The sequence below is a fragment of the Streptomyces aquilus genome (genome assembly GCF_003955715.1).
GTDB lineage: Bacteria > Actinomycetota > Actinomycetes > Streptomycetales > Streptomycetaceae > Streptomyces > Streptomyces aquilus.
In genome coordinates, this window is the sequence record NZ_CP034463.1 from 7,457,464 (window position 1) to 7,480,874 (window position 23,411).

At 71.4% G+C, this 23,411-nt stretch carries 14 protein-coding genes; 12 read left to right on the forward strand and 2 right to left on the reverse strand.

Annotated elements, in window-relative coordinates:
• Nucleotides 1-106: 106 nt before the first annotated feature.
• Nucleotides 107-1,441, reverse strand: coding sequence for a 4-aminobutyrate--2-oxoglutarate transaminase (gabT, locus tag EJC51_RS34525; protein WP_126274633.1), 1,335 nt, complete (start codon nt 1,439-1,441; stop codon nt 107-109).
• 285 nt (nt 1,442-1,726) lie between these two features.
• On the opposite strand from gabT, the gene EJC51_RS34530 reads away from it, so the two are divergent.
• From EJC51_RS34530 to EJC51_RS34545, 4 genes are all read left to right on the forward strand, one after another.
• Nucleotides 1,727-4,141 carry a type IV secretory system conjugative DNA transfer family protein gene (locus tag EJC51_RS34530; protein ID WP_126274634.1) on the forward strand — a complete coding sequence of 805 codons (2,415 nt, stop codon included), beginning with the start codon at nt 1,727-1,729 and terminating at the stop codon, nt 4,139-4,141.
• Between the two features lie 116 nt (nt 4,142-4,257).
• Nucleotides 4,258-5,850, forward strand: coding sequence for a PucR family transcriptional regulator (locus tag EJC51_RS34535; protein WP_126274635.1), 1,593 nt, complete (start codon nt 4,258-4,260; stop codon nt 5,848-5,850).
• 169 nt (nt 5,851-6,019) lie between these two features.
• On the forward strand, nt 6,020-6,931 hold the full coding sequence (locus EJC51_RS34540; RefSeq protein WP_126274636.1) for a hypothetical protein: 912 nt from the start codon (nt 6,020-6,022) through the stop codon (nt 6,929-6,931).
• 180 nt (nt 6,932-7,111) lie between these two features.
• Complete coding sequence (locus EJC51_RS34545; RefSeq protein ID WP_126274637.1) at nt 7,112-8,557, forward strand: aldehyde dehydrogenase family protein; 1,446 nt, start codon at nt 7,112-7,114, stop codon at nt 8,555-8,557.
• A gap of 109 nt (nt 8,558-8,666) precedes the next feature.
• Here EJC51_RS34545 and EJC51_RS34550 read toward each other — a convergent pair whose 3' ends face one another.
• The gene (locus tag EJC51_RS34550; protein ID WP_126274638.1) at nt 8,667-11,507 is read right to left on the reverse strand and encodes a glycoside hydrolase family 3 C-terminal domain-containing protein; all 2,841 of its coding nucleotides are present in this window, start codon (nt 11,505-11,507) and stop codon (nt 8,667-8,669) included.
• 325 nt (nt 11,508-11,832) lie between these two features.
• On the opposite strand from EJC51_RS34550, the gene EJC51_RS34560 reads away from it, so the two are divergent.
• The 8 genes from EJC51_RS34560 (at nt 11,833) to EJC51_RS34595 (ending at nt 23,354) form a co-directional block, all read left to right on the forward strand.
• Nucleotides 11,833-13,527 carry an extracellular solute-binding protein gene (locus EJC51_RS34560; protein WP_126274639.1) on the forward strand — a complete coding sequence of 565 codons (1,695 nt, stop codon included), beginning with the start codon at nt 11,833-11,835 and terminating at the stop codon, nt 13,525-13,527.
• Nucleotides 13,528-13,554: 27 nt separating this feature from the next.
• Nucleotides 13,555-14,589, forward strand: a complete 1,035-nt coding sequence (locus EJC51_RS34565; protein ID WP_126274640.1) for an ABC transporter permease — start codon at nt 13,555-13,557, stop codon at nt 14,587-14,589.
• Complete coding sequence (locus tag EJC51_RS34570) at nt 14,586-15,521, forward strand: carbohydrate ABC transporter permease (protein ID WP_126274641.1); 936 nt, start codon at nt 14,586-14,588, stop codon at nt 15,519-15,521. The genes EJC51_RS34565 and EJC51_RS34570 overlap by 4 nt, the downstream gene beginning before the upstream one ends.
• 128 nt (nt 15,522-15,649) lie before the next feature.
• Nucleotides 15,650-17,857, forward strand: coding sequence for a sialidase family protein (locus EJC51_RS34575; RefSeq protein WP_126274642.1), 2,208 nt, complete (start codon nt 15,650-15,652; stop codon nt 17,855-17,857).
• Nucleotides 17,857-19,824, forward strand: a complete 1,968-nt coding sequence (locus EJC51_RS34580) for a beta-galactosidase (RefSeq protein ID WP_126274643.1) — start codon at nt 17,857-17,859, stop codon at nt 19,822-19,824. The genes EJC51_RS34575 and EJC51_RS34580 overlap by 1 nt, the downstream gene beginning before the upstream one ends.
• Entirely contained in the window at nt 19,821-21,998 is a 2,178-nt protein-coding gene (locus EJC51_RS34585; protein ID WP_126274644.1) for a glycosyl hydrolase family 95 catalytic domain-containing protein, read from the forward strand. Before EJC51_RS34580 ends, EJC51_RS34585 begins: the two co-directional genes overlap by 4 nt.
• A 37-nt stretch (nt 21,999-22,035) precedes the next feature.
• A complete protein-coding gene (locus tag EJC51_RS34590; protein ID WP_126274645.1) occupies nt 22,036-22,752 on the forward strand; it encodes a glycoside hydrolase family 12 protein in 717 nt (238 codons plus the stop codon).
• A 35-nt stretch (nt 22,753-22,787) separates the two neighbouring features.
• Nucleotides 22,788-23,354, forward strand: coding sequence for a chorismate mutase (locus EJC51_RS34595; RefSeq protein WP_126274646.1), 567 nt, complete (start codon nt 22,788-22,790; stop codon nt 23,352-23,354).
• The last annotated feature ends 57 nt before the right edge of the window (nt 23,355-23,411 follow it).

Genomic DNA, 23,411 nt, shown 5'->3' on the forward strand with positions numbered 1-23,411 from the left:
CCATGCACCTCGCACACCTTCTTCACACCCTCTGCAGTCGGCCGCCCCAGACCCGGAATCCGCTGTGCGTTCACGCCTGGGACGGCTGTGAACACAGCGGTTTCGTTCAGATGCGGGCGAAGGCCTGCTCGATGATGTCGAGGCCCTCGTTGAGGAGGTCCTCGCCGATGACGAGCGGGGGCAGGAAGCGCAGCACGTTGCCGTAGGTGCCACAGGTGAGGACCAGCAGGCCCTCCTGGTGGCAGGCCTTGGCGAGCGCGGCGGTGGCCTCCGGGTTCGGCTCCTTGGTGGCGCGGTCCTTCACCAGCTCGATGGCGATCATCGCGCCACGGCCGCGGACGTCGCCGATGAGGTCGAACTTCTCGGCCATGGCCCCGAGGCGGGCCTTCATGATCGCCTCGATGTTCTTCGCCTTGGCGTTGAGGTCCAGCTCCTTCATCGTCTCGATGGAGCCGAGCGCACCGGCGCAGGCGACCGGGTTGCCGCCGTACGTACCGCCCAGGCCACCGGCGTGCGCGGCGTCCATGATCTCGGCGCGGCCGGTGACGGCGGCGAGCGGCAGACCGCCCGCGATGCCCTTGGCGGTGGTGATCAGGTCCGGGACGATGCCCTCGTCCTCGCAGGCGAACCACTGCCCGGTACGGCAGAACCCGCTCTGGATCTCATCCGCGACGAAGACGATGCCGTTGTCGGCGGCGAACTGGCGGATCGCCGGCAGGAAGCCCTTGGCGGGCTCGATGAAGCCGCCCTCACCGAGCACCGGCTCGATGATGATCGCGGCGACGTTGTCCGGGCCGACCTGCTTGGTGATCTGGTCGATGGCCTGCGCGGCGGCCTCGGGGCCGGCGTTCTCGGCACCGGTGGGCCAGCGGTAGCCGTAGGCGACCGGCACGCGGTACACCTCGGGGGCGAAGGGCCCGAAGCCGTGCTTGTACGGCATGTTCTTCGCGGTCAGCGCCATGGTGAGGTTCGTACGGCCGTGGTAGCCGTGGTCGAAGACGACGACGGCCTGGCGCTTGGTGTACGCACGCGCGATCTTGACGGCGTTCTCGACGGCCTCGGCGCCGGAGTTGAACAGCGCGGACTTCTTGGCGTGGTCACCCGGGGTCAGCTCGGCCAGCGCCTCCGCGACCTCCACGTAGCCCTCGTACGGGGTGACCATGAAACAGGTGTGGGTGAAGTCGGCGAGCTGGGCGCTCGCGCGGCGTACGACGGCCTCGGCGGAGGCGCCGACGCTGGTCACCGCGATGCCGGAGCCGAAGTCGATGAGCCGGTTGCCGTCGACGTCCTCGATGATGCCGCCGCCCGCCCGCGCGGTGAACACGGGCAGCACCGAGCCGACGCCCTGCGCGACCGCTTCGAGGCGGCGGGCCTGCAACTCCTGCGACTTCGGGCCGGGGATGGCGGTGACGATCCGGCGCTCCTGCGGAAGTGCGCTCATGAGGGGCTCCTGGGGGTGTGGCGTACGGGGTCTTACCGAACGTCTTGCGGACGCATGACTCTTTTCTCGCAGGCTAGGGCGGGGAGCGGGGGGTGGGCATGCTCCATGTGGGCGGTGTCAGGGGGTGGGGTTTGTCCGTGGTGGACATAGCGGCGCCGACCGGTGGGCCGGCGCGGGCGCCCGGCCGGGGGGTATGACACGGGCTCTTAGCGGTGAACTCCCCTTGCGAGGGCGTTAGATTGACCGCTGACGGTGGACGGAACGGCTGGTCAGGGAGCAGGGGCGATGGACAGCGACGGGACGCAGGACGCGCGGGGTACGCATGCGAACCCGGTGCCTCGTCCGGCGGGACCACCGGACGCGCCGAGGGTGCCGCCGCAGCCGGGACACAGCCCCGGCGCGCTGGTGGCCAACTGGCTCAACGAGAGGCGCCCCGAGGCCGAGCCCGGCATCTGGCGGTTCGGCTACCAGCGGCCGAAGGCGGCCCGGAAGGCCGAGCGGCTCTCCCCGGTGACCGTCGCGGGCATGCTGATCCCGCTCGTCGTCGGCATCGTGTTCTGGTCCTTCTGGCGGCGCGGCGAGGTGCCGTACGAGTTCACGGTGCTGCGGCTGTTCACACCGGACGACTGGTGGTGGGGCGGCACGCTCGCCTCGCCCAGAGAGCTAGAGGGGCAGGCGATTCCGAATCCGGGTGAGCACGCTCTGGAGATCTACAGCGGCATCTCTTTCGCTGTCCTTGTCTACATTGTGATTCGTCTGGGCAGTTTGCTGACTTTCGCCCGTTACTTCGTGGGGCAGAAACCTCAACCCGCTCGGGCACTCATCGCTGCCCTGGGTGCTTTGATCGCCCTAAGCTTCGTCTTTCCGGATGCTTTCCCGGTCGTCGGCTGGAATCCCGTGCCCGTGGTGAGGCCGCTGTTCTCCCTGATCCTGCTCAGTGGTGGGTCCGAGATCTTCATGTCGCCGTGGCTCACGGACCTGCTCTACACCCTCATCACCCTGCTCGTCCTGCTGCCCTTCGCCCGCCTCGGCGGCTGGCTGCCGCTCGCCCGCACCTGGCTCGCCGACCGCCGTCGCGCCCCGCACGGCCAGGACCCGGCCGTCGTCGCCGAACAGCCCCGCGCCCGCTGGCCCGAGCTGCGCGAGGCCGGCCAGTACCAGGCCGCCGACCTGCTCGCCGGTGAGCTGCTCGCCGGGCGGATGAACGACGTGGACTGCGCCCGCATCGAGCACGGCTGGACCCGGGCCCGACGGCTGGGCCGGCTCGCCGACTTCACGGACACGGTGCTGCGGCAGGGCGCCGCCGCCTTCACCCACCCCTCCGGCGCCCGCGACCTCGCCCACCGCGCCGCCCGGCACGACCTGCTCACCGGACAGGTCCGCATCGGCCGCTGGGCCGAGGCCGAGCGCACCCCGCTGGCGTACGGCGGGGTCGGCGCCGCCCTCGGACCGGAGACCCTGCGCACCTCACTGCTGGTCGTCGGCCCGTCCGGCGCCGGCAAGACCCGGCAGGTGATCGCCCCGGTCGCGGAGTCCCTGACGCTCCAGGCCCTCACCGGAAGCTGCGCCGTCGTCGTGGTGTGCGGCGCGGGAACGCCGCTCGGGGCCGACTCCGCCTACGACGTGGTGGTCCGCGTCGGCGACCCCGCCTCCGTGCACGACCTCGACCCCTACGCCGAGGTCGACGACCCCGACGAGGCGGCCGGGTTCCTCGCCGAGGCGCTGGCCGGCGACCTCGACACCGTGGGCGCCGAGCGCGCCGTACGGCCCCTCGCCCAGCTGCTCGGCCCCTACCGGGCCGCGTACGGGCGCTTCCCGACCCTGCCCGTGCTGCGTGAACTGCTCGAAGGGGACCCCGCCGGCCTCGCCGACCTCCGCGCGCGGCTCGCCGACGACCGGTACGCGGCGATGCGCCGTGAGCTGGACGCCCGCGTCCGGCAGACCGGCGCCCCCGGTGACCCCGGTCCGGCGCTCGCCGACCGGCTTGCCCTGCTGGACCGGCCCGCGTTCGACGGCTTCTTCGGCTCCGCCGGCTTCGGCTCCGGTGGCGACGCCATCCGACCGTTCTCCCTGCGCGCCGTCGCCCACCACCCGCTCCGGGTCCGCATCGACCTGCCCCGGCACGGCCACGAGGAGGCCGCGCGGCTGCTCGCCCGGCTGGTGCTGGCCCAGTTCGCGCGGGTCGCGCAGGAAGGCGAGGGGGTCCGCGACCACTTCGTGAGCCTCGTCCTCGACGACGCCACCGGCACCGTCACCCCCGGGTCGCTGCGCCGGATCCAGCGGCTGCGCTCGCAGAACGCCGGCGTGGTGCTGGCGCTGCGCTCGGTCTCCGACGTGCCCGAGGCCCTGCACGGGCCGCTGTACGGGGCGGTCGGCTGCCGGATGGCGCTGTCCGGGGTGACGACCTGGGACGGCAGCCGCTTCGCCGAGGCCTGGGGCACGGAGTGGGTGGAGACCAAGGACGTCGCCCAGCACACCGTCTTCGCCGACCAGCCGATGACCCGGCTCATGCACTCCCTGCGCAAGCTGGTCACCGGCAAGGCCGTGACCACGGAGGCGGTCACCGTCCGCCAGGTGGAGCGGGAGCGCTGGTCGGCGTCCGAACTGGCGCACGCGGTGCCGCCGGGGCACGCGGTGCTGTCGCTGACCACGGTGAAGGGGGAGCACGCGCCGCCGCTCCTGGTGGATCTGAGGGGCTGAGCCGGACCGTACGGTGAGGCAGAATCGGCACAGGCCGTTCATACACCGCGGCCAAATGATCACCATGGCCCACCTCACCCGTCACCTCGGCCCCACCTCACCGATCTGAAGGCCTCATGCCTCCCACCCTCGCCTCGCTCGTCCACCACTCCGCGCTCAAGCTGACCGTGCGCGCGGGCGAGGACCGCCTCGACGTCCCCGTGCGCTGGGCGCACGTCAGCGAGCTCGCCGACCCCGTCCCGTACATGGAGGGCGGGGAGCTGCTGCTGATCACCGCGCTCAAGCTGGACGCCGAGGACCCGGAGGCGATGCGGCGGTACGTGAAGCGGCTGGTCGGCGCCGGGGTCGTCGGGCTCGGCTTCGCGGTCGGGGTCAATTACGAGGACATCCCCGAGGCGCTGGTGGACGCGGCGGAGGCGGAGGGGCTGCCGTTGCTGGAGGTCCCCCGGCGCACCCCGTTCCTCGCCATCAGCAAGGCCGTCTCCGCCGCCATCGCCGCCGACCAGTACCGCGCGGTGACGGCGGGATTCGCCGCCCAGCGCGAGCTGACCAAGCAGGCGCTCGTGGAGGGTCCCGAGGGGCTGCTCGCCGCGCTCGCCGCGCAGGTCGACGGGTGGACGGCGCTGTACGACGCCTCGGGCGCCGTCGTCGCCACCGCGCCCGAGTGGGCCGGACGGCGGGCCGCGCGGCTGACCGCGGACGTGGAGCGGCTGCGCGAGCGGCCCGCACCGGCGTCGTCGGTGGTCGCGGGCCCGGCGGACGAGGACCGCGTCGAACTGCACTCCCTGGGCACGGGCCGGCGGCCCCGGGCCGCGCTCGCGGTCGGCACCGCCTCGGCTCTCGGCACGGCCGAGCGGTACGCCGTCCATTCCGCGATCGCCCTGCTGACGCTCACGACGGAGCGGTCACGGTCGCTGCACGCCGCCGAGCAGCGGATCGGCGCGGCGGTGCTGCGCATGCTGCTGGCCGGGGAGCCGGACCACGCCCGGGGCGTGGCCGGGGACCTGTACGGGGCGCTGCTGGACGCGCCGTTCCGGGTGGTGATCGCCGAGGTGGGGTCGGCGCTGCGGGGGCCCGAGGCGGGCGGCGCCGACGGCGATCCGCTGGGGGCGCTCACCGAGGCCGTGGAGTCGGCGGCGGCGCGGGCCGGGGAGGCCGTGCTGGTCGTGCCCGAGGGCGAGCGGCTGGTGGTGCTGGCCGCGGACGGGGGAGCGGCCGTCGAGGCGTGCGGGGAGTACGGGGCCACGGTGGAGGCGGCTCGGGCGGGCGACCAGGGCGAGGGCGAGGAACTCGTCGTCGGAGTGTCGGCGCCCGTGGGGCCGGTGGCCGCGGGGGCCGCGTACAAGCAGGCCGAGCAGGCGCTGTCCGTGGCCCGGCGGCGGGGCCGGGTGTACGTGGAGCACGAGCAGCTGGCGGCGGGTTCGGTGCTGCCGCTGCTCGCCGACGACGCGGTGAAGGCCTTCGCGGACGGCCTGCTGCGGGCGCTGCACGAGCACGACGCGACCGGCCGCGGGGACCTGGTCGCCTCCCTGCGGGCCTGGCTGTCCCGGCACGGCCAGTGGGACGCGGCGGCCGCGGACCTGGGCGTCCACCGGCACACCCTGCGGTACCGGATGCGGCGGGTGGAGGAGATCCTCGGCCGCTCCCTGGACGATCCGGACGTACGGATGGAGCTGTGGCTGGCGCTGAAGGCGACGGCGCCGGAATAGGGCGGGCCGGGAGTTCGGTGCGCGCCGGTCCCAGGGGTTGGCCGAAACCACAACTGTCGTCTCCTGAAACACGGTTGTCGTGTTCCCCACTCCTTGGCAGACTCGCCGCGCCGGTGCGGGGAGAGCGCTCCCACCGGCGACGGGGCACTTCATCAGCAGGGGGATATCCATGAGAATCAGCGCGCCCGCACGCGTCCTGGCCCGAGCTACGGCCGTCCTCGCACTGACCCTGAGCATGGCCGCCGGTACGACCGGTCTGCTGTCCGGCACCGAGGCGCACGCCCTGCCCGTCACCGACGGGACGTTCGCCTTCAGCGGCGACGAGGGCGACTACATCAGCGGCGGCCAGTCCTACTCCTACTCGACCGCGTCCCAGGACCGGCTGAACATCTCCGCCGACACCGCCGGGAACGGCGTCCACCTCAACCTCGACGGCGCGCACGGCGACTGGTGGTCCCTGGACCTCACGGCGCCGTCCGGCCAGACCCTCGCGCCGGGGACCTACACCGGAGCCACCCGCTACCCGTTCAACGGGTCGGCCGAGCCCGGCCTGAGCCTCAGCGGGAACGGACGCGGCTGCAACACGCTCACCGGCGAGTTCACCATCACCGACGTGGAGCTCGGCCCGCAGGGTTACGTCAAAAAGCTCGATGCCAGCTTCGTCCAGCACTGTGAGGGATTCACCCCCGCGGCCCGCGGCGAGGTCCACATCGACAACCCGGCCCCGCCCGCGGAGCTCGACCTCGGCCTCGCCGTGGCCCTGGACGGCACCGCGAGCACCCTGAACGGCAAGGCCACCGTGCACGGGACGGTGAGCTGCAACAAGCCGGTGCGGGTAGACGTGGCGGGTGACGTCACCCAGGTGAAGAACCGGAAGATCATCCGCGGCTCCTTCAGCACCTCCGTCTCCTGCACGCCGGGCACCGCGGCGGCCTGGACCGCGACGGCCGTACCCACCGGTGACGTTCCCTTCCAGCGCGGTGACGTCGAGGTCGAGGGCCGGGCAACGGCGACGGACCCGGACTACGACCAGCCGGTGAGCGTCAGCGAGACGGTCGCCGTCCACCTCAAGCGAGCCTGATCCGACTACTGCCACCTGCCCGCCCATCGCCTGCCGATGGGCGGGCAGGGCTCTGTCCAAACCGGCACACCCTCACCCCCCACCACTCCACCCCGGACAAACGCCCCGTCGACTCCTCGCCCCTACCGTGGAGGCGCAAGCCGCGTACACACCCCCGACAGCGAAGGGCCGGACTCGCACATGACTTCCACCACCGCCTTCTGGCTCGCCGGCCGCCAGGTCACCGGCGAGGACAGCTTCGACGTCACCTCGCCCTGGGACGGCCGGGTCGTCGGCACGGTGAGCGTGCCGAGCGACGCGCAGACCGAGGAGGCCGTCGCCGCCGCGTACGCCGTACGGGACGAGTTCGCCGCCACCCCGGCGCACGTCCGCGCCGCCGCCCTCGACCACGTCAGCCGGCGGCTCGTCGAGCGCACCGAGGAGATCGCGCAGCTCATCTCCGCGGAGAACGGCAAGCCGATCAAGTGGGCCCGCGGCGAGGTCGGCCGGGCCGTGTCCGTGTTCCGGTTCGCGGCCGAGGAGGCCCGGCGCTTCAACGGCGGCGAGGCCCAGCGCCTCGACACCGACCTCGGCGGTCAGGGCCGGCTCGCGCTCACCCGGCGCTTCCCGAAGGGCGTCGTCCTCGGCATCGCGCCCTTCAACTTCCCGCTGAACCTGTGCGCCCACAAGATCGCCCCGGCGATCGCGGCCGGTGCGCCGATCATCCTCAAGCCCGCCCCGGCCACCCCGCTCTCCGGCCTGATCATCGGCGACCTGCTCGCCGAGACCGAGCTGCCGGCCGGGTCCTGGAGCATCCTCCCGGTGCCGAACGACCGGATGCCGGCCCTCGTCCAGGACGAGCGCCTGCCGGTCATCTCCTTCACCGGCTCCGAGAAGGTCGGCTACGCGATCATGGACTCGGTGCCGCGCAAGCACTGCACCCTGGAGCTGGGCGGCAACGGCGCGGCCGTCGTCCTCGGTGACTTCGCCTCCGACGCGGACCTCGACTGGGCCGCCACCCGTATCGCCACCTTCTCCAACTACCAGGGCGGCCAGTCCTGCATCTCGGTGCAGCGGGTCATCGTCGACGCGTCCGTCCACGACCGGCTGCTGCCGCGTATCGTCGCCGCCGTCGAGGCCCAGGTCACCGGTGACCCGAGCGACGACAAGACCGACGTCGGCCCGCTGGTCAGCGAGGACGCCGCCAAGCGCGTCGAGGCGTGGGTGAAGGAGGCCGTCGAGGCCGGCGCCACCCTGCTCACCGGCGGCGACCGCGACGGCGCCTCCTACGCGCCGACGGTCCTCGCCGACGTGCCGGCCGACACGACGATCTCCTGCGAGGAGGTCTTCGGACCCGTCCTCACCGTGCAGAAGGTGGACGGCGAGGACGCGGCGTTCGCGGCCGTCAACGACTCCAAGTACGGCCTCCAGGCGGGCGTGTTCACCCACGACCTCCAGGCCGCCTTCCGCGCCCACCGCGCCCTTGAGGTCGGCGGCGTCGTGATCGGCGACGTGCCCTCCTACCGCGCCGACCAGATGCCGTACGGCGGCGCCAAGCAGTCCGGTGTGGGCCGCGAGGGCGTGAAGTTCGCGATGGACGACTACACCTACGAGCGGGTGCTGGTGCTCACCGGCCTCGCGCTCTGAGACCCCTCTAGCTAATGGGAACCATTTTCAGATAGGCTCCGGGAAAGGGGCCCGGCACCGATGCCTTCCGGTGCCGGGCCCCTTCTCCGTGCCGGGCTTCTCCGGACCCTCAACCGGAGAAGCCGACCCGCGCGAGCCGCAACGGGCCGCGCAGCCTGAGACGGACGTCGTGCACACCGGAGGCGGTCAGCTCCGCCGTGAGCGTCACGTAGTCGTACGGTCCTGACGTGGGCGCCTTCGGCGAGAGCGCGACCGAGGTCGCGCCGCCGTCCAGCGACACCTCCACCGTGCCCTCGCCCGCCACGCTCACCGTCACCTCCGTGACGCCCGGCCCGAAGTCGCAGGCGCGGTAGAGCAGTTCGGCCGTCCGGCCCGGCGCCGGGGTCACCGCGTCGCCCGCCGTCTTCGTACGGTCGACGATCTCGGCGCCGCTCTGCTCGTCGAAGTCCGCCCCGTCCAGGCCGCGTTCGGTCACCGGACGCGGGCCGCCCGGCTCGCCGTCCAGGACGACCGTCGTCCGCAGCCTGATGTCCTCGCTCGACGCGCCCACCAGCAGCTCGTACGGCCCGGGTTCGAGACGTGCGCGGCCCTGGGCCACGTCCCAGAACTCCAGCTCCGACAGGGGGACTTCGAACTCCAGGGTCACCGTCTCGCCCGGCGTCAGCGTCACCCGGCGGTGCGCGGCCAGCGCGCGACGAGGGCGCGGCACGGACGGGTCCGCGGCCCGGGTGTAGAGCTGGGCGACCTCGTCGGCGGTCACGTCACCGGTGTTCGTGACCGTGAAGGACACGTGCAACGCCGCTTCCCCCGCACGGGAGTTCAGATCCGCGTACGCGAACGACGCGTACGACAGCCCGTGGCCGAACGGGAACAGGGGGGTGCCCTCGAAGTACAGGTACGTCTGCCGGCCGCCGATCACGTCGTAGTCGAGCAGGTCCGGCAGGTCGGCGTCGTCCGCGTACCAGGTCTGCGGGAGGCGGCCCGCGGGGGAGACGTCGCCGGCGAGGACCCGGGCCAGGGCGGTGCCCGCGGCCTGGCCGGCGTGGGCCGTCCAGAGCGCGGCGCGCAGTGAGCCGGTGTCGACGGCGTACGGGTAGGCGGAGACCAGGGTCAGCACCGTGTTCGGGTTGGCGGTGCGGGCGGCGCGCAGCAGCCGCTCCTGGTGGGCGGGGAGCGCGAGGGTCGTACGGTCCTCGGTCTCACGGCCGTTGAGATGCGGGTCGTTGCCCGCGACCACGAGGACCACGTCGGCCTCGGCGGCGACCCGGGCCACCGCGTCCGCACCCCGCTCGACGACGATCAGCTCGAAGATCTCCGGCGGCTCGGAGATTTCCGCGTTCTCATCGGCAACCTTTACTCCGTCGGCGGCAACAGAGACGTGGCGACCCGTGCCGACATGCCGGAGGAGGTGTCCGTTCTCATGGGGTTCGAGCCGGAACGTCTCCTGGACGACCCAGCCCCCGGGCTGGTCGGCGGCGGCGCGGACGTAGCCGTCCTCGGCCACCGAGAGATAGCGGCCGTCGGGGGCGCGCAGGGTCAGCAGGTCCTCGCCCCAGTCGACGAGGGCGAGTTCGGTGCCGGTCGCGTCCGTGGTCAGCGGCGGCAGGTCGGTGCGGCCCGCGAGCAGCGCCGGGTCGAGGGCGCCCTCGGCGCCGCGCACCTCGTCGTCGGCGTCCGCGGCCGGGACGTGGACAAAGGCGCCGGTCGACGTCTTGAGCAGGACCCGGTCCACGCCCTCCGCGAACTCCACGCGCTCGGCGCCGAACCGCTCGTACAGGCCCTCCAGCGGAGTGGAGCGATGGATCAACGTGCCGCTGTACCAGTCGAGTTTGCACTCGTCGGCGAGCAGACCGACCACGGCGAGGCGGATGTCGGGCGCGAGCGGCAGCACCCCGTCGTTGCGCAGGAGAACGATCGCCTGCTCGGCCGCCTCCTGGGCGAGGGCGCGGTGCCTGGGGGTGTCGTACGCGCCCGGCTCGTCGTAGCCGTCGAACTCGCCGAGCCGGAACCGGACCGAGAGCTGGCGGCGGACCGCCATGTCGATGTCGGCCTCGCTCAACAGGCCCTGTTCGTAAGCCCCCTTGATCCGTTCGATCATCTGCGAGCTGTCCGTGCCGTGGTCGGTGAAGCTGTCGACGCCGGCCAGCAGCGAGGCGGCCGTGGCCTCCTCGTGGGTGTCGAAGTAGTGCTCGGAATCGACCAGGTTGGAGGGCGCGCTCGCGTCCGAGCAGACCAGCAGGTCCTCGTCCGTCCAGGCCCGCAGCTGCTCGCGCAGGTACGGACTGACGTGGTTGGGGCGGCCGTTGACCAGGTTGTACGCGGGCATCACGCCGGCCACCGCGCCCGCCTCGACCGTCTCCCGGAAGGCGCGCAGGTCGTACTCGTGCAGCACGCGCGGGCGCACCGAACTCGACGAAGTGGACCGGTCGGTCTCGTTGTTGTGGGCCAGCCAGTGCTTGAGGACGGGGGCCGTGCGCCAGTACGTGGGGTGGTCGCCGCGCAGGCCGTGGGTGTACGCGGTGGCGATCGCGGAGGTCAGCTTCGGGTCCTCCGAGTAGCCCTCCTCGTTGCGGCCCCACAGGGGGTGGCGGAGGAGATTGACGGTCGGGGACCAGACGTTGAGGCCCACCCGGTCGTCGCGGGCCCGCATCGCGCGGACCTCCTTCGACACCGCGTCGCCGACCCGTCGTACGAGATCGGTGTTCCAGGTCGCGCCGAGGCCGACCGCCTGCGGGAACACCGTCGCCGGGCCCATCCAGGCCACGCCGTGCAGTGCCTCCTGGCCGGTGCGGAACGCGGCGATGCCGAGGCGCTCCACGGCGGGCGTGAACTGGTGCAGGAACGCGGTCTTCTCGTCCAGGGTGAGCCGGGACAGCAGATCGTCGATGCGCTTCGCGATCGGCAGCTGCGGATCTCGGAAAGGCGGCGTGGGCGGCGTCTGTGCGGTCACGTGGGGTTCCCCTTGGAGTGGAGCATCGAAGCTCTTTCGAAGCGCTTCGATGCTGATTCGACTCAGGGCCGGGTGTCAAGGGACCGGCAGCGCTACTTCAAGCGGTGCATAAGAAAAGGTCTGCTCCGCGACCTCTCAGGAATCTTGGAACCGACCCTTGTGCGCCCCCAGGGCTTCACTTAACCTCACAGCAACATCGAAGCGCTTCGACTACGCAGCGACCACAGAAGTCGAAGGAACGCTTCGGCTCAGCCAGTTCCACCGAAGACACCGCAGCCGACGGCCCACCGCCGGGTGTCCTGGTGCGCCACGAAGGGTTGACGCAATGACGCCGAACGCCACTTCTGCCTCCTCCGGGTCAAGCCGGAGAAGCTTCCTCGCCTCCACGGCGGTCGCCACCGCAGCGGTGGCCGGGGGGATGCCGCTCCTCGCCGCCTGCGGCGGTTCGGAGGGTGGCTCGCGCGAGGGCACCACCTCGGGCAAGAACGCCAAGAAGATCCTCCCGGCGTACGTGGCCAGCAACGTCGTGCAGCCGGACATCCCGTCCAAGAACGGCTCGGCGATGGGCTTCACGTCCAAGCTCGACGTCGCCGGCCTCAAGACCTCGGTCCCCAAGAAGCTCGGCAAGGGCGGCAAGGTCACCGTCATGTCGCCGTTCTGGGGCTCGCCGCCCAAGCAGGGCAACCCCTACTACACGTCGATGAACGACCTGATCGGCGTCGACGTCGAGTGGCGCAACCAGGACGGCAACACCTACGACCAGAAACTCGGCGCGGTCCTCGCCTCCAGCGACGTCCCGGACATGGTGGTCGTCCCCGGCTGGAACATGATGGGCAAGATACCGAGCGCCATCATCAGCAAGTTCGCCGATCTCGGCCCGTACCTGTCCGGGGACAAGATCAAGGAGTACCCCAACCTCGCGGCGATCCCCAGCGACGCCTGGCAGCGCTCCATCTTCGGCGGCAAGCTGCGGGGCCTGCCGATGCCCGCCGGGTACGTCGGCAACATCGTGCCGCTCTACCGCCAGGACATCTTCGAGAAGGAGGGCTACGAAATCCCGCGGTCCGCCGACGATTTCATGGCCCTGTGCAAGGACATCACCAACGCCCGGGCCAAGCGGTGGGCCTGCGGCGACATGAAGTGGACCGCGTTCAGCAACTTCGGGGTGCTCGGGGGCGGTGAGAAGCCGCTGTGGTGGAACCTCGTCGACGGCAAGCTCATCAACCGCATCGAGACCCCGCAGTACCTGGAAGCCATCGAGTGGACGCGGAAGCTGTTCGCCGCCAAGGTCGTCCACCCCAACTTCGAGCTGGGCAAGGGCCAGATCGGCGACCCGGCCCCCATGTTCGCCGCCGGCGAGTTCCTGATCTGGAACAACGACATCTCCAACTGGTACGGGCAGCAGGCCTCGTTGGCGACCCAGAACCCCGACGTCAAGGTCTGGGGCATGGACATCTGGGGCCACGACGGCGGGAACCCGACGCTGTACGCCACGATGCCGGCCAACATCTTCGCCTTCATCAACAAGAAGGCCTCCGAGTCCGTCATCCGCGACGCGCTGGCGGTCGCCAACGTCACCGCGGCGCCGTACGGCACCAAGGAGTGGATGATGACCAACTACGGTGTCGAGGGCACCCACTACACGCTCAAGGACGGCGTGCCGGTCAAGACCGACAAGGGCAACAACGAGGTCATCAACGCCTACGTCATGGTCGCGAGCCCCGCGGCGACCATCGCCCACCCGGACCTCCCGGACTACACCCGGGCCATGGTCGAGTGGCAGCAGCGGATGGGCGCCTTCACCAAGAAGTCCTCGTTCTGGGGCCTCCAGATCACCGAGCCCTCCCGCTACACCAACCTCGCCACCGACTTCGAGCAGCTCGAGGACGACATCATCCGCGGGCACAAGAAGATCAGCGACATGCAGCAGGCCATCTCCGACTGGAAGAGCAAGGGCGGCGACAAGCTGCGCGACTGGTACAAGAAGCTGCTCGACGAGAACGGTTCCGCGGCGGGCTGACCCCACTCTGAGGCAAGGAGATCGACCGTGTCGCACAGCACGGTGCCTCGGAGCAGCGCCGAGGCCAGCACACCGGTGAAGACCGCGGCGGCGTCCGGCGACGCCGCCGGCCCCCGGGAGAAACGAGTCACGGGCAGACTGAGCCTGCGGCAGAGGTTCCGACGCGACCGCGTCCTGATCCTCATGACGCTGCCGGCCATCCTGCTCCTCCTGGTCTTCAACTACCTGCCCATCCTCGGCAACATCGTCGCCTTCCAGGACTACGACCCGTACATCAGCGACAACGGCATCGTCTCCATCCTGCACAGCCCCTTCGTGGGCCTGGAGAACTTCCAGCGGATGTTCGAGGACTCCGCGTTCTGGAACGCCGTCGAGAACACGCTGGTGCTGTTCTTCGTGCAGCTCCTGCTGTTCTTCCCGATCCCGGTCCTGCTCGCGCTGCTCATCAACAGCGTGGTCAGGCCCCGGGTGCGGGCCGTGGCGCAGGCCGTCCTGTACCTGCCGCACTTCTTCTCCTGGGTGCTGGTCATCGCCGTCTTCCAGCAGATGTTCGGCGGCGCGGGAATGCTCTCCCAGCTGCTGCGGCAGAACGGCCACGACGGCCTGAACATCATGACCAACCCGGACACCTTCCCCTTCCTGCTCACCGCCCAGAGCGTGTGGAAGGACGCCGGGTGGGGGATCATCGTCTTCCTCGCCGCGCTCGCCTCGGTCAGCCCGGACCTGTACGAGGCCGCCGCGATGGACGGCGCCGGACGCTGGCGCCGCATGTGGCACATCACGCTGCCCGCCCTGCGGCCGGTGATCGCCCTGCTGCTGGTGCTGCGCGTCGGCGACGCCCTGACCGTCGGCTTCGAGCAGATCCTGCTGCAACGCGACGGCGTCGGACCGGGCGCCGGAGAGGTCCTCGACACCTTCGTGTGGTGGAACGGCGTCCGCAACCAGGACTTCGGCTACGCGGCCGCCGCGGGCCTGGTCAAGGGCGTGGTCAGCATCGGGCTGGTCCTCGCCGCGAACAAGGTGGCCCATCTCATGGGCGAGCAGGGGGTGTACCAGAAGTGACCGCCGTCATCGACAAACCGGCCGGCACACCGCGCCGCTGGGCCGCCCCGCCCCGGCCCACCTGGGAGGAGGAGCCCTCCAGGGCCGGCCTCGCGGCCAAGGGCATCGCCCTGTCCTTCGCCTGCCTGGCGATCCTCTTCCCGCTGTGGATCGTGGTCGTCACCAGCCTGTCCTCGCGCAGGACCATCAACGAGGCGGGCGGCCTGGTGCTGGTGCCCAAGGACGTCACCTTCATCGCCTACCAGGAGCTGCTCAGCGGCGGCCAGGTCACCCGCGCCGCCCTGGTCAGCATCTTCGTCACCCTGTTCGGCACGCTGTTCTCGATGACGGTGTCCGTCCTGTGCGCCTACGGCCTCTCCCGCAGCGGGACCCTCGGCCACCGCTGGATCCTGATGACGCTGCTGGCGACCATGTTCTTCAGCGCCGGCCTCATCCCCACCTATCTGCTGGTGCAGTCCCTCGGCCTGACCGACAGCTATCTCGCGCTGATCCTTCCGAGCGCGATCAGCGTCTTCAACATCCTGGTGCTGCGCGGCTTCTTCATGGGGATCTCGCAGGAACTCATCGACAGCGCGCGCATCGACGGCGCCGGGGACATCAGGATCCTGCTGCGGATCGTCATGCCGCTGTCGCGGGCGGTCCTCGCGGTGATCACGCTGTTCTACGCCGTCGGGTACTGGAGCGCCTGGTTCAACGCGTCGCTGTACCTGAACCAGCAGGACATGATGCCGCTCCAGAACGTCATGATCCAGCTGGTGCAGCGCCAGGAGGCGCCGGTCGGTCTGGGCCAGGCCATCAAGACGGGGCAGCTGTCGGGGCTGGCCGTCCAGATGGCGGTCATGGTGATGGCGTTGCTGCCGGTGGCGGTGCTGTCGCCGTTCGTGCAGCGGCATTTCAAGAAGGGCATGTTGACCGGCGCGGTGAAGGGCTGACGGGACGCCTACGGGGTGGGGTGTGTTGACCGGTTGGCGGCTGCGGGTTTCGTCGTGGCTGGTCGCGCGGTTCCCCGCGCCCCTGAAGGGCGTCTCCCTGACCCTCCTTCTACAGAACGAGGTATGTCATGCGTACGACCCGTCTGAGCCGTCGGGCCGTTCTTTCCGGGGCTGCGGCTGCTGCCGCGCTCACTGCCGTGCCGTCTCTCCAAGGGGGTGCGCAGGCTGCCGAAGGTGTTACCACCTACCGCTGGCGCAACGTTGTCCAAGGCGGTACCGGATTCGTCACCGGTGTCCTTTTCCACCCCTCCGTCCGCGGGCTCGCCTACGCCCGTACGGACATCGGGGGTGCCTACCGCTGGGACGACTCCGCCGGCCGCTGGACGCCGCTCATCGATCACCTCGGGTGGGACGACTGGAACCTCCTCGGTGTCGAGGCGATGGCGGTCGACCCCGCTCATCCGAACCGGCTCTACCTCGCCCTCGGCACCTACGCCCAGTCCTGGGCGTCCAACGGGGCCGTGCTGCGGTCCGACGACCGGGGCGCCACCTGGAGGCGTACCGATCTCACCGTGAAGCTCGGGGCCAACGAGGACGGGCGAGGGGCCGGGGAGCGGCTGCTCGTCGATCCCCGGGACAGTGACACCCTCTGGCTCGGGACCAGACACGACGGGCTTCTCAAGTCGACCGACAGAGGCGCCACTTGGGCCGCCGCCACCGGGTTCCCGGGCACCCCGAGCGCCTCGGGGCAGGGCGTCACCCTGCTCGTCGCCGCCGGGCGCACCCTCTACGCCGGCTGGGGCGACTCCGACGGGACCGCCGCCAGCCTGTTCCGGACCGTGGACGGGGTCACGTGGGAGGCCGTGCCCGGGCAGCCCGCGGGCGTCGCCGCCAAGGTGCCGATCCGGGCCGCCTACGACAGGCACACCCGCGAGCTGTATCTGACGTACGCCAACGCCCCCGGGCCCAACGGGCAGTCGGACGGCAGTGTGCACGCGCTGTGCACCGCCGACGGGAAGTGGCGCGAGGTCACGCCGGTGCAGCCCGGCGGGACGACCGACGACGGCGACACCGACTCCTTCGGGTACGGCGGGGTCGCCGTCGACGCCCGGCGGCCGGGCACCCTCGTCGTGTCCACCAACAACCGGTGGTCCCTCGTCGACACCGTCTTCCGGTCCACCGACGGCGGTCGCTCCTGGACCTCGCTCAAGGACTCCGCCGTTCTCGACGTCTCCGAGACGCCCTATCTCAAGTGGGGCGCCGACGCGCCCAAGTTCGGCTGGTGGATCCAGGCGCTCGCGCTCGACCCGTACGACTCCCGGCATGTCGTCTACGGCACCGGCGCCACCCTCTACGGCACCCGGGACCTGAAGCACTGGGCCCCGCAGATCCGCGGGATCGAGGAGGCCTCCGCGCGGCTGCTGATCTCGCCCCCGGCCGGGAAGGCGCAGCTGCTCAGCGGGTGCGGGGACATCGGCGTGATGTACCACGAGAAGCTCACCGCGTCCCCCTCGCGCGGCATGGCGTCGAACCCCGTGTTCGGGACGGCGACGGGACTCGCGCAGGCCGCGGCGAAGCCGGCGTACGTCGTGCGCACCGGGTGGGGCGACCACGGCAACGGGGCCTACTCGAACGACGGCGGGCAGACCTGGGCGCCCTTCGCGGCCCAGCCCGCCCTCGCCAAGGACGCACCCGGGCCGATCGCCGTCACCGCCGACGGCTCTGTCCTGCTGTGGGTCTTCGTGCACTGGGACGGCACCACATACCCCGCGTACCGCTCCACCGACAACGGGGCCACCTGGACCGAGGTCCCCTCCTTCCCGAAGGGCGCCACGCCGGTCGCCGACCCGGCCGACCCGACGCGCTTCTACGCGTACGACACCGCCACAGGAACGCTACTGGCCAGCACTGACAGCGGCCGCACCTTCACCGCGCGGGCGGCCGGACTGCCCTCCGGCGACACCCAGTTCGAGCTCGTCGCGGCGCCCGGACGCAGCGGCGACCTGTGGCTGAGCGTGAAGGAGAACGGGCTGTACCGGTCCACCGACGGGGGCATCGGCTTCGCCAAGGTGGCCGGCTGCCGGGCCGCGTACACCCTCGGCTTCGGCAAGGCCGCCGACGGGGCCGCCTACCCGGCGGTCTACCTGGTCGGCGCCACCGACTCGGTCAACGCCGTGCACCGCTCCGACGACGAGGCGAAGTCCTGGGTGCGGATCAACGACGACCGGCACCAGTGGGGCTGGACCGGTGAGGCGATCGCCGGTGACCCCCGGGTGTACGGGCGGGTCTATCTCGCCACCAACGGGCGCGGCATCCAGTACGGGGAGCCGGTGTGATGCCGGGGCTCGGTGACGTCACCCGCGGCCGCCTTCTCTTCGGCGGCGACTACAACCCCGAGCAGTGGCCCGAGGAGACCTGGCACGAGGACGTCCGGCTGATGAAGGACGCCGGCGTCAACTCCGTCACGCTCGGCGTCTTCTCCTGGGCGAAGCTCGAACCCCGGCCCGGGGAACGGGACTTCGGCTGGCTCGACCGGGTCATGGACCTGATGCACGAGGCCGGCATCGGCGTCGTCCTCGCCACCCCGACCGCCTCGCCGCCGCCCTGGATGGGCCATCTGCACCCCGACACCCTGCCCGTGGACCAGGACGGCCGCACCGAGTGGTGGGGCGGCCGCCAGCACTTCTCGCACTCCAGCGCCGTCTACCGGCGCTACGCCGCCGCCATCACCGAGGACCTCGCCGCCCACTACGGCGGCCACCCCGCCCTCACGATGTGGCACATCAACAACGAGTACTGCACCTTCGACTGGAGCGACGAGGCCGCCGCCCGCTTCCGGCTCTGGCTCCAGCGGCGCTACGGCACGCTCGGCGCCCTCAACTCCGCCTGGGGCACCGCCTTCTGGAGCCAGGGCTACGGCGACTGGGCCGAGGTGCACACCCCGCGCCACGCCCACTACATGAAGAACCCCACCCAGATGCTCGACTTCAGGCGGTTCACCTCCGACATGCTGCTGGAGTGCTACCTCGCCGAACGGGACATCGTGCGGCGCCACACCCCGCACCTCCCGGTCACCACCAACTTCATGCCCCTGTGGGTCGGCCAGGACGCCTGGCGCTGGGCCGAGGAGGAGGACGTCGTCTCCGTCGACCTCTATCCCGACCCGCGGGACCCGATGGGCGCCCAGCACGCGGCCCTCCTCCAGGACATGACCCGCTCGCAGGCCCGCGGTCCCTGGATGCTGATGGAGCAGGCGGCCGGGCCCGTCAACTGGCGGGGCGTGAACCATCCCAAGCCGGCCGGCCTCAACCGGCTCTGGTCGCTCCAGTCCGTCGCCCGCGGCGCCGACGCCATCTGCTACTTCCAGTGGCGGCAGTCCCGCCAGGGCGCCGAGAAGTTCCACTCCGGGATGGTCAGCCACGCGGGGGAGCGGGGGCGGACGTACCAGGAGGTCAAGCGGCTCGGCGCGGAACTCGGCCGGATCGGCGGCGAGGTCGTCGGCGGTCACACGTCCCACGACATCGCCGTCCTGCACGACTGGCACTCCTGGTGGGCCGGGGACCACGAGGGCCGGCTCTCCGGTGAGGTCGACTATCCGCAGGTCCTGACCGCCTGGCACCGGGCCCTCTGGGAGGCCCACCTCGCCACGGACTTCGCCCACCCCGAACACGACCTGAGCGGATACCGGCTCGTCGTCGTCCCGCAGCTGTACGCCCTCACCGACGCGGCGATCGAGAACCTCCTCTCCTACGTCCGCCGGGGCGGCACCCTCGTCTCCGGCTTCCTCACCGGCGTCGCCGACCAGGACGACCGGATCAGGCCCGGCGGCATGGACGTACGCCTGCGGGAGCTGTTCGGCATCCGCACCCTGCACGAGTGGTGGCCGCTGGACGCGGGGGAGACCGTGGAGTGCGACGGGTTCCGCGGCACCCTGTGGTCGGAGGAGATCGAGGCGGACGAGGAGACGCTCGTGGCCGCCGCCTTCAAGGGCGGAGAGCTCGACGGGCTGCCCGCCGTGCTGCGCAAGGGCCGGGCCCGCTATCTCGCCACCCTGCCCGAGCCGGACCACCTGCGCGCGATGCTGGCCGAGTGCGCGGCCGAGGCGGGCGTGCGGCCGGTGCTGGAGGGGCTGCCGGCGGGCGTCGAGGCCGTACGGCGGGGTGAGCTGCTCTTCGTGCTCAACCATGTCCGCGAGTCGGTCACCGTTCGAGTTCCGGGCGCCTTCCGTGATCTGCTGACCGGCATGAACGTCACGGACGACCTCACTCTCGGCCGCTACGGAGTGGCGGTGCTGAAGCCATGAACCTTGTGCACGGCACCTGGGAACCCCGACCGGCCGCCCGCTGGGAGGACGGCTTCCTGAGCGGCAACGGCCGTCACGGCACCCTTGTGTTCGGCGAGCCGAACGACGAGCGGGTCGTCGTGACCCATCACACCCTGGTCCGCCCCAACGGCTCCGAGCGCGCCCGCCCGCCGGAGCTGGCCGCCGGACTCGCCGACCTCCAGGACCGGCTGCTCGCCGGTGAGCTCGACGCCGCCGAGCGCTTCACGGACGGCCGGGACCTTCAGTGGGTACAGCCCTTCCACCCGGCCTTCCAGATCCGGCTGCGCGGGACGTCGACCGGCGACGCCGCCGGCTACCGCCGGTCCGTCGACTTCGCCACCGGCGTCACCCGCACCCGGTACGAGGGCTGGGACAGCGAGGTCTTCGTCTCCCGCGCCGACGACGTCATCGTCCAGCGGGTCACCGCGGCCGACCTCGACATCTCCCTGGACCACCGGCTGCCCGGCGCCCCGGATGACCTCGGCGTCGGCCAGGGCGCCGTCCTCACCCCCGAGGGCGCCCTGCTCACCCTGCGCGCCCACTACCCCGGCAGCGACCGCGCCTACACCGGCGTCACCCTGGTCCAGGTCACCGGCGGCACCGCCACGCTCACGCCGCCCGGGCTGCGGATCGCCGGCGCGGAGTCGGTGCTGCTGCTGACCCGCGTGGTCCGGCACACCGGCGAGCTGGACGTCATGGAGGAGGCCCGCGCCCTGCGCGATCTGCCCCTCGACCACGCCGCCCTCCTCGACCGCCACACCCCGCTCCACCGCACCGCCTACGAGCGCGTCACCCTCGACCTGGACGCCGACCCCGCCGAACGCGCCCTGGCCGGCTCGGAGCTGCTCGAACACCCCGACAGCCCCGCGCTCATGGAGCGCCTCTTCGCCGCCGGCCGCTATCACCTGCTCTCCGCGAGCGGCCTCTTCCCGCCCCGCCTCACCGGCCTGTGGACCGGCGACTGGAACACCGCCTGGTCGGGCGCGTTCACCAACGACGCCAACGTCAACCTCCAGACCGCCTCCGCCGCCTCCGCCGCCCTCCCCGAGGTCACCGAGGCGCTCGCCGCCCTGATCCAGGGGCAGCTGGCCGACTGGCGGGACAACGCCCGCACGATCTTCGGCGCCCGCGGGATCGCCGCCCCGCCGCACAGCGACGGCGAGTCCGGGCTGACGTACCACTTCGAGCGCGAATACCCGCTGCACCTGTGGACCGCGGGCGCCGACTGGCTGCTCAAGCCGCTCGTCGACCACGACGAGACCACCGGCACCCGCGACCCGCGCACCGCCGCCGCGCTCGCCGAACTCGCCCTGTTCTACGAGGACTTCCTCACCCGCACCGACGCCGACGGGCACCTCGTCGTCGTCCCCTCCTACTCGCCCGAGAACCGTCCGGCAGGCGGCAGTTGGGGCGCGATCAACGCGGCGATGGACCTCTCGGCCGCCCGGCACGCCCTGCACACGGCCGCCGACTACCACCCCGAGGACGCGGACCGCCTGCGCGCCCTCGCCGACCGCCTCCCGCCGCACCGGACCAACGACGACGGCGCCCTCGCCGAATGGGCCTGGCCGGGCCTGGAGGACACCTACGACCACCGCCACCTCAGCCACCTCTACGGCGTCTGGCCCCTCGACGAGATCAACCCCTACGACACACCCGACCTCGCCGACGCCGCCCACCGCGCCCTGGCACTGCGCGGCGCCGAGAACGACTCCGCCCACGGCCATCTCCACCACGCCCTGATCGCGGCCCGCCTGCGGGACGGCGAACGGGTCGCGCACGCCCTCGGCCAGGTCCTCAAGGGCGACTTCTTCCACGCCTCGCTGATGAGCGCCCACTACCCGAACCGCCGCACCTACAACGCCGACGCGGCCCACACCCTGCCCGCCGTGCTCATCGAGATGCTCGTGCAGTCGACCCCGGACCGGCTGGTCCTGCTGCCCGCGCTGCCCGACCGGTACCCCAGCGGCCAACTCCTCGGCGTCCGCACCCGGTTCGGCGCCGCACTCGACCTCACCTGGACCCCACGGCAAGCGACCGCGGTGCTGCGCCCCACCCGCACCCACCGCGTCGAACTGCGGACTTCCTCCGGCGCGGAGCCGCTCGACCTCGTCGCCGGAGAAGACCACGTCCTGCGTCTGGAGGCGTGGTAACCACCCCGCATTTCCCCCCACCCATGGAAGGGACACCATGGCAAAGAGCACGCTCCGCAACGTCACCATGGCCGTACTGGCCCCGGCGATGGCCCTCGGCGCCACCGTCGGCCTCGCCTCCGCGCCCGCCTCGGCGGCCGTGTGGAACTCCTGCGACCAGTGGGCCAGCACCAGCCTGAACGGCTACACGCTCTACAACAACATCTGGGGCTCCGGCGCCGGCAGCCAGTGCATCTGGGCCAACTCCGGCACCAACTGGGGGGTTTGGGCCAACCACCCCAACACCGGCGGCATCAAGTCCTATCCGAACGCCAAGAAGGTGGTCAACAAGACCATCTCCTCGCTCGGTTCGCTCACCAGCAGCTACAACGTCACCGTCCCGTCGTCCGGCGCGTACAACACGTCGTACGACATCTGGGACACCGACTACGACTACGAGATCATGCTCTGGGTCAACTACAACGGAGCCGTGGGCCCGCTCGGCACCTCCCAGGGCAACGTCACCCTCGGCGGCCACACCTGGACCGTCTACAAGGGCAGCAACGGCGCCAACGAGGTCTTCTCGTTCCTGCGGACCTCGGACTCCACCTCCGGCACCGTGGACATCAAGCCGATCCTCACCTGGATATCGGGCACCAAGGGCTGGATGTCCAGCAGCGAGACCATCGGGGACGTCCAGTTCGGCTACGAGATCACGTCGTCGTCCGGCGGCCTTGATTTCCGAACCAACAACCTGACCGTCAGCAGCAGTTGACCCAACGGGGTGGGGACACGGGGTTATATGAACCCATGCGTACCACCACCCCCCTCATCACCACCGCGCTCGCCGCCGCCGCGCTGCTCGCCTCCCCGGGCAGCGCGACGGCGGCTCCCGCGTCCCCGGGCCTGCTGCCCGTCGCGTCCCTGGCGGCCGACCGCCTCGCCACCGCCGACCTCGTGGCCGCCGCCAAGTGGGGCACCGACAGCCCCATCGACGACCCCGCCCGCGAACAGCAGGTCCTCGACACCGTCGCCGCCCAGGCCCAGCAGATCGGCGCCGATCCGGACGAGATCCGGGCCGTCTTCCGCGACCAGATCGAGGCCAACAAGACCGTCCAGCGCGCCCTGTTCCGCCGCTGGACAGCCCACCCCGACGAGGCACCGACGACCAAGCCGGACCTCGGCGTCGTACGGCAGACCATCAACCGCATCAACACGGGCCTGGTCACCGCCCTGGCCGACACCACCCCGGAGCGGTCCTCGGCCGGCTGCCGCCCCGACCTCGCCCTCGCCGTGGTCGAGGTCCACCACGAGAAGCACCCGGACCTGCTGCACACCGCCGCGCTCGTCCGCTCGCTCGCCTCCGTCTGCCGCTGACACAAAGTCGCTGACACGCGCGTGCGGCCGGTCCCTCCCCTATCGGGACCGGCCGCA

Excerpts from the sequence above, each read along its gene's own strand:
- EJC51_RS34585 (WP_126274644.1), top strand. The coding sequence starts at position 19,821 with ATGAACCTTGTGCACGGCACCTGGGAACCCCGACCGGCCGCCCGCTGG.
- EJC51_RS34540 (WP_126274636.1), top strand. The coding sequence starts at position 6,020 with ATGAGAATCAGCGCGCCCGCACGCGTCCTGGCCCGAGCTACGGCCGTC.
- EJC51_RS34560 (WP_126274639.1), top strand. The coding sequence starts at position 11,833 with ATGACGCCGAACGCCACTTCTGCCTCCTCCGGGTCAAGCCGGAGAAGC.
- EJC51_RS34590 (WP_126274645.1), top strand. The coding sequence starts at position 22,036 with ATGGCAAAGAGCACGCTCCGCAACGTCACCATGGCCGTACTGGCCCCG.
- EJC51_RS34530 (WP_126274634.1), top strand. The coding sequence starts at position 1,727 with ATGGACAGCGACGGGACGCAGGACGCGCGGGGTACGCATGCGAACCCG.
- EJC51_RS34595 (WP_126274646.1), top strand. The coding sequence starts at position 22,788 with ATGCGTACCACCACCCCCCTCATCACCACCGCGCTCGCCGCCGCCGCG.
- EJC51_RS34535 (WP_126274635.1), top strand. The coding sequence starts at position 4,258 with ATGCCTCCCACCCTCGCCTCGCTCGTCCACCACTCCGCGCTCAAGCTG.
- EJC51_RS34545 (WP_126274637.1), top strand. The coding sequence starts at position 7,112 with ATGACTTCCACCACCGCCTTCTGGCTCGCCGGCCGCCAGGTCACCGGC.
- gabT (WP_126274633.1), bottom strand. The coding sequence starts at position 1,441 with ATGAGCGCACTTCCGCAGGAGCGCCGGATCGTCACCGCCATCCCCGGC.
- EJC51_RS34580 (WP_126274643.1), top strand. The coding sequence starts at position 17,857 with ATGCCGGGGCTCGGTGACGTCACCCGCGGCCGCCTTCTCTTCGGCGGC.
- EJC51_RS34575 (WP_126274642.1), top strand. The coding sequence starts at position 15,650 with ATGCGTACGACCCGTCTGAGCCGTCGGGCCGTTCTTTCCGGGGCTGCG.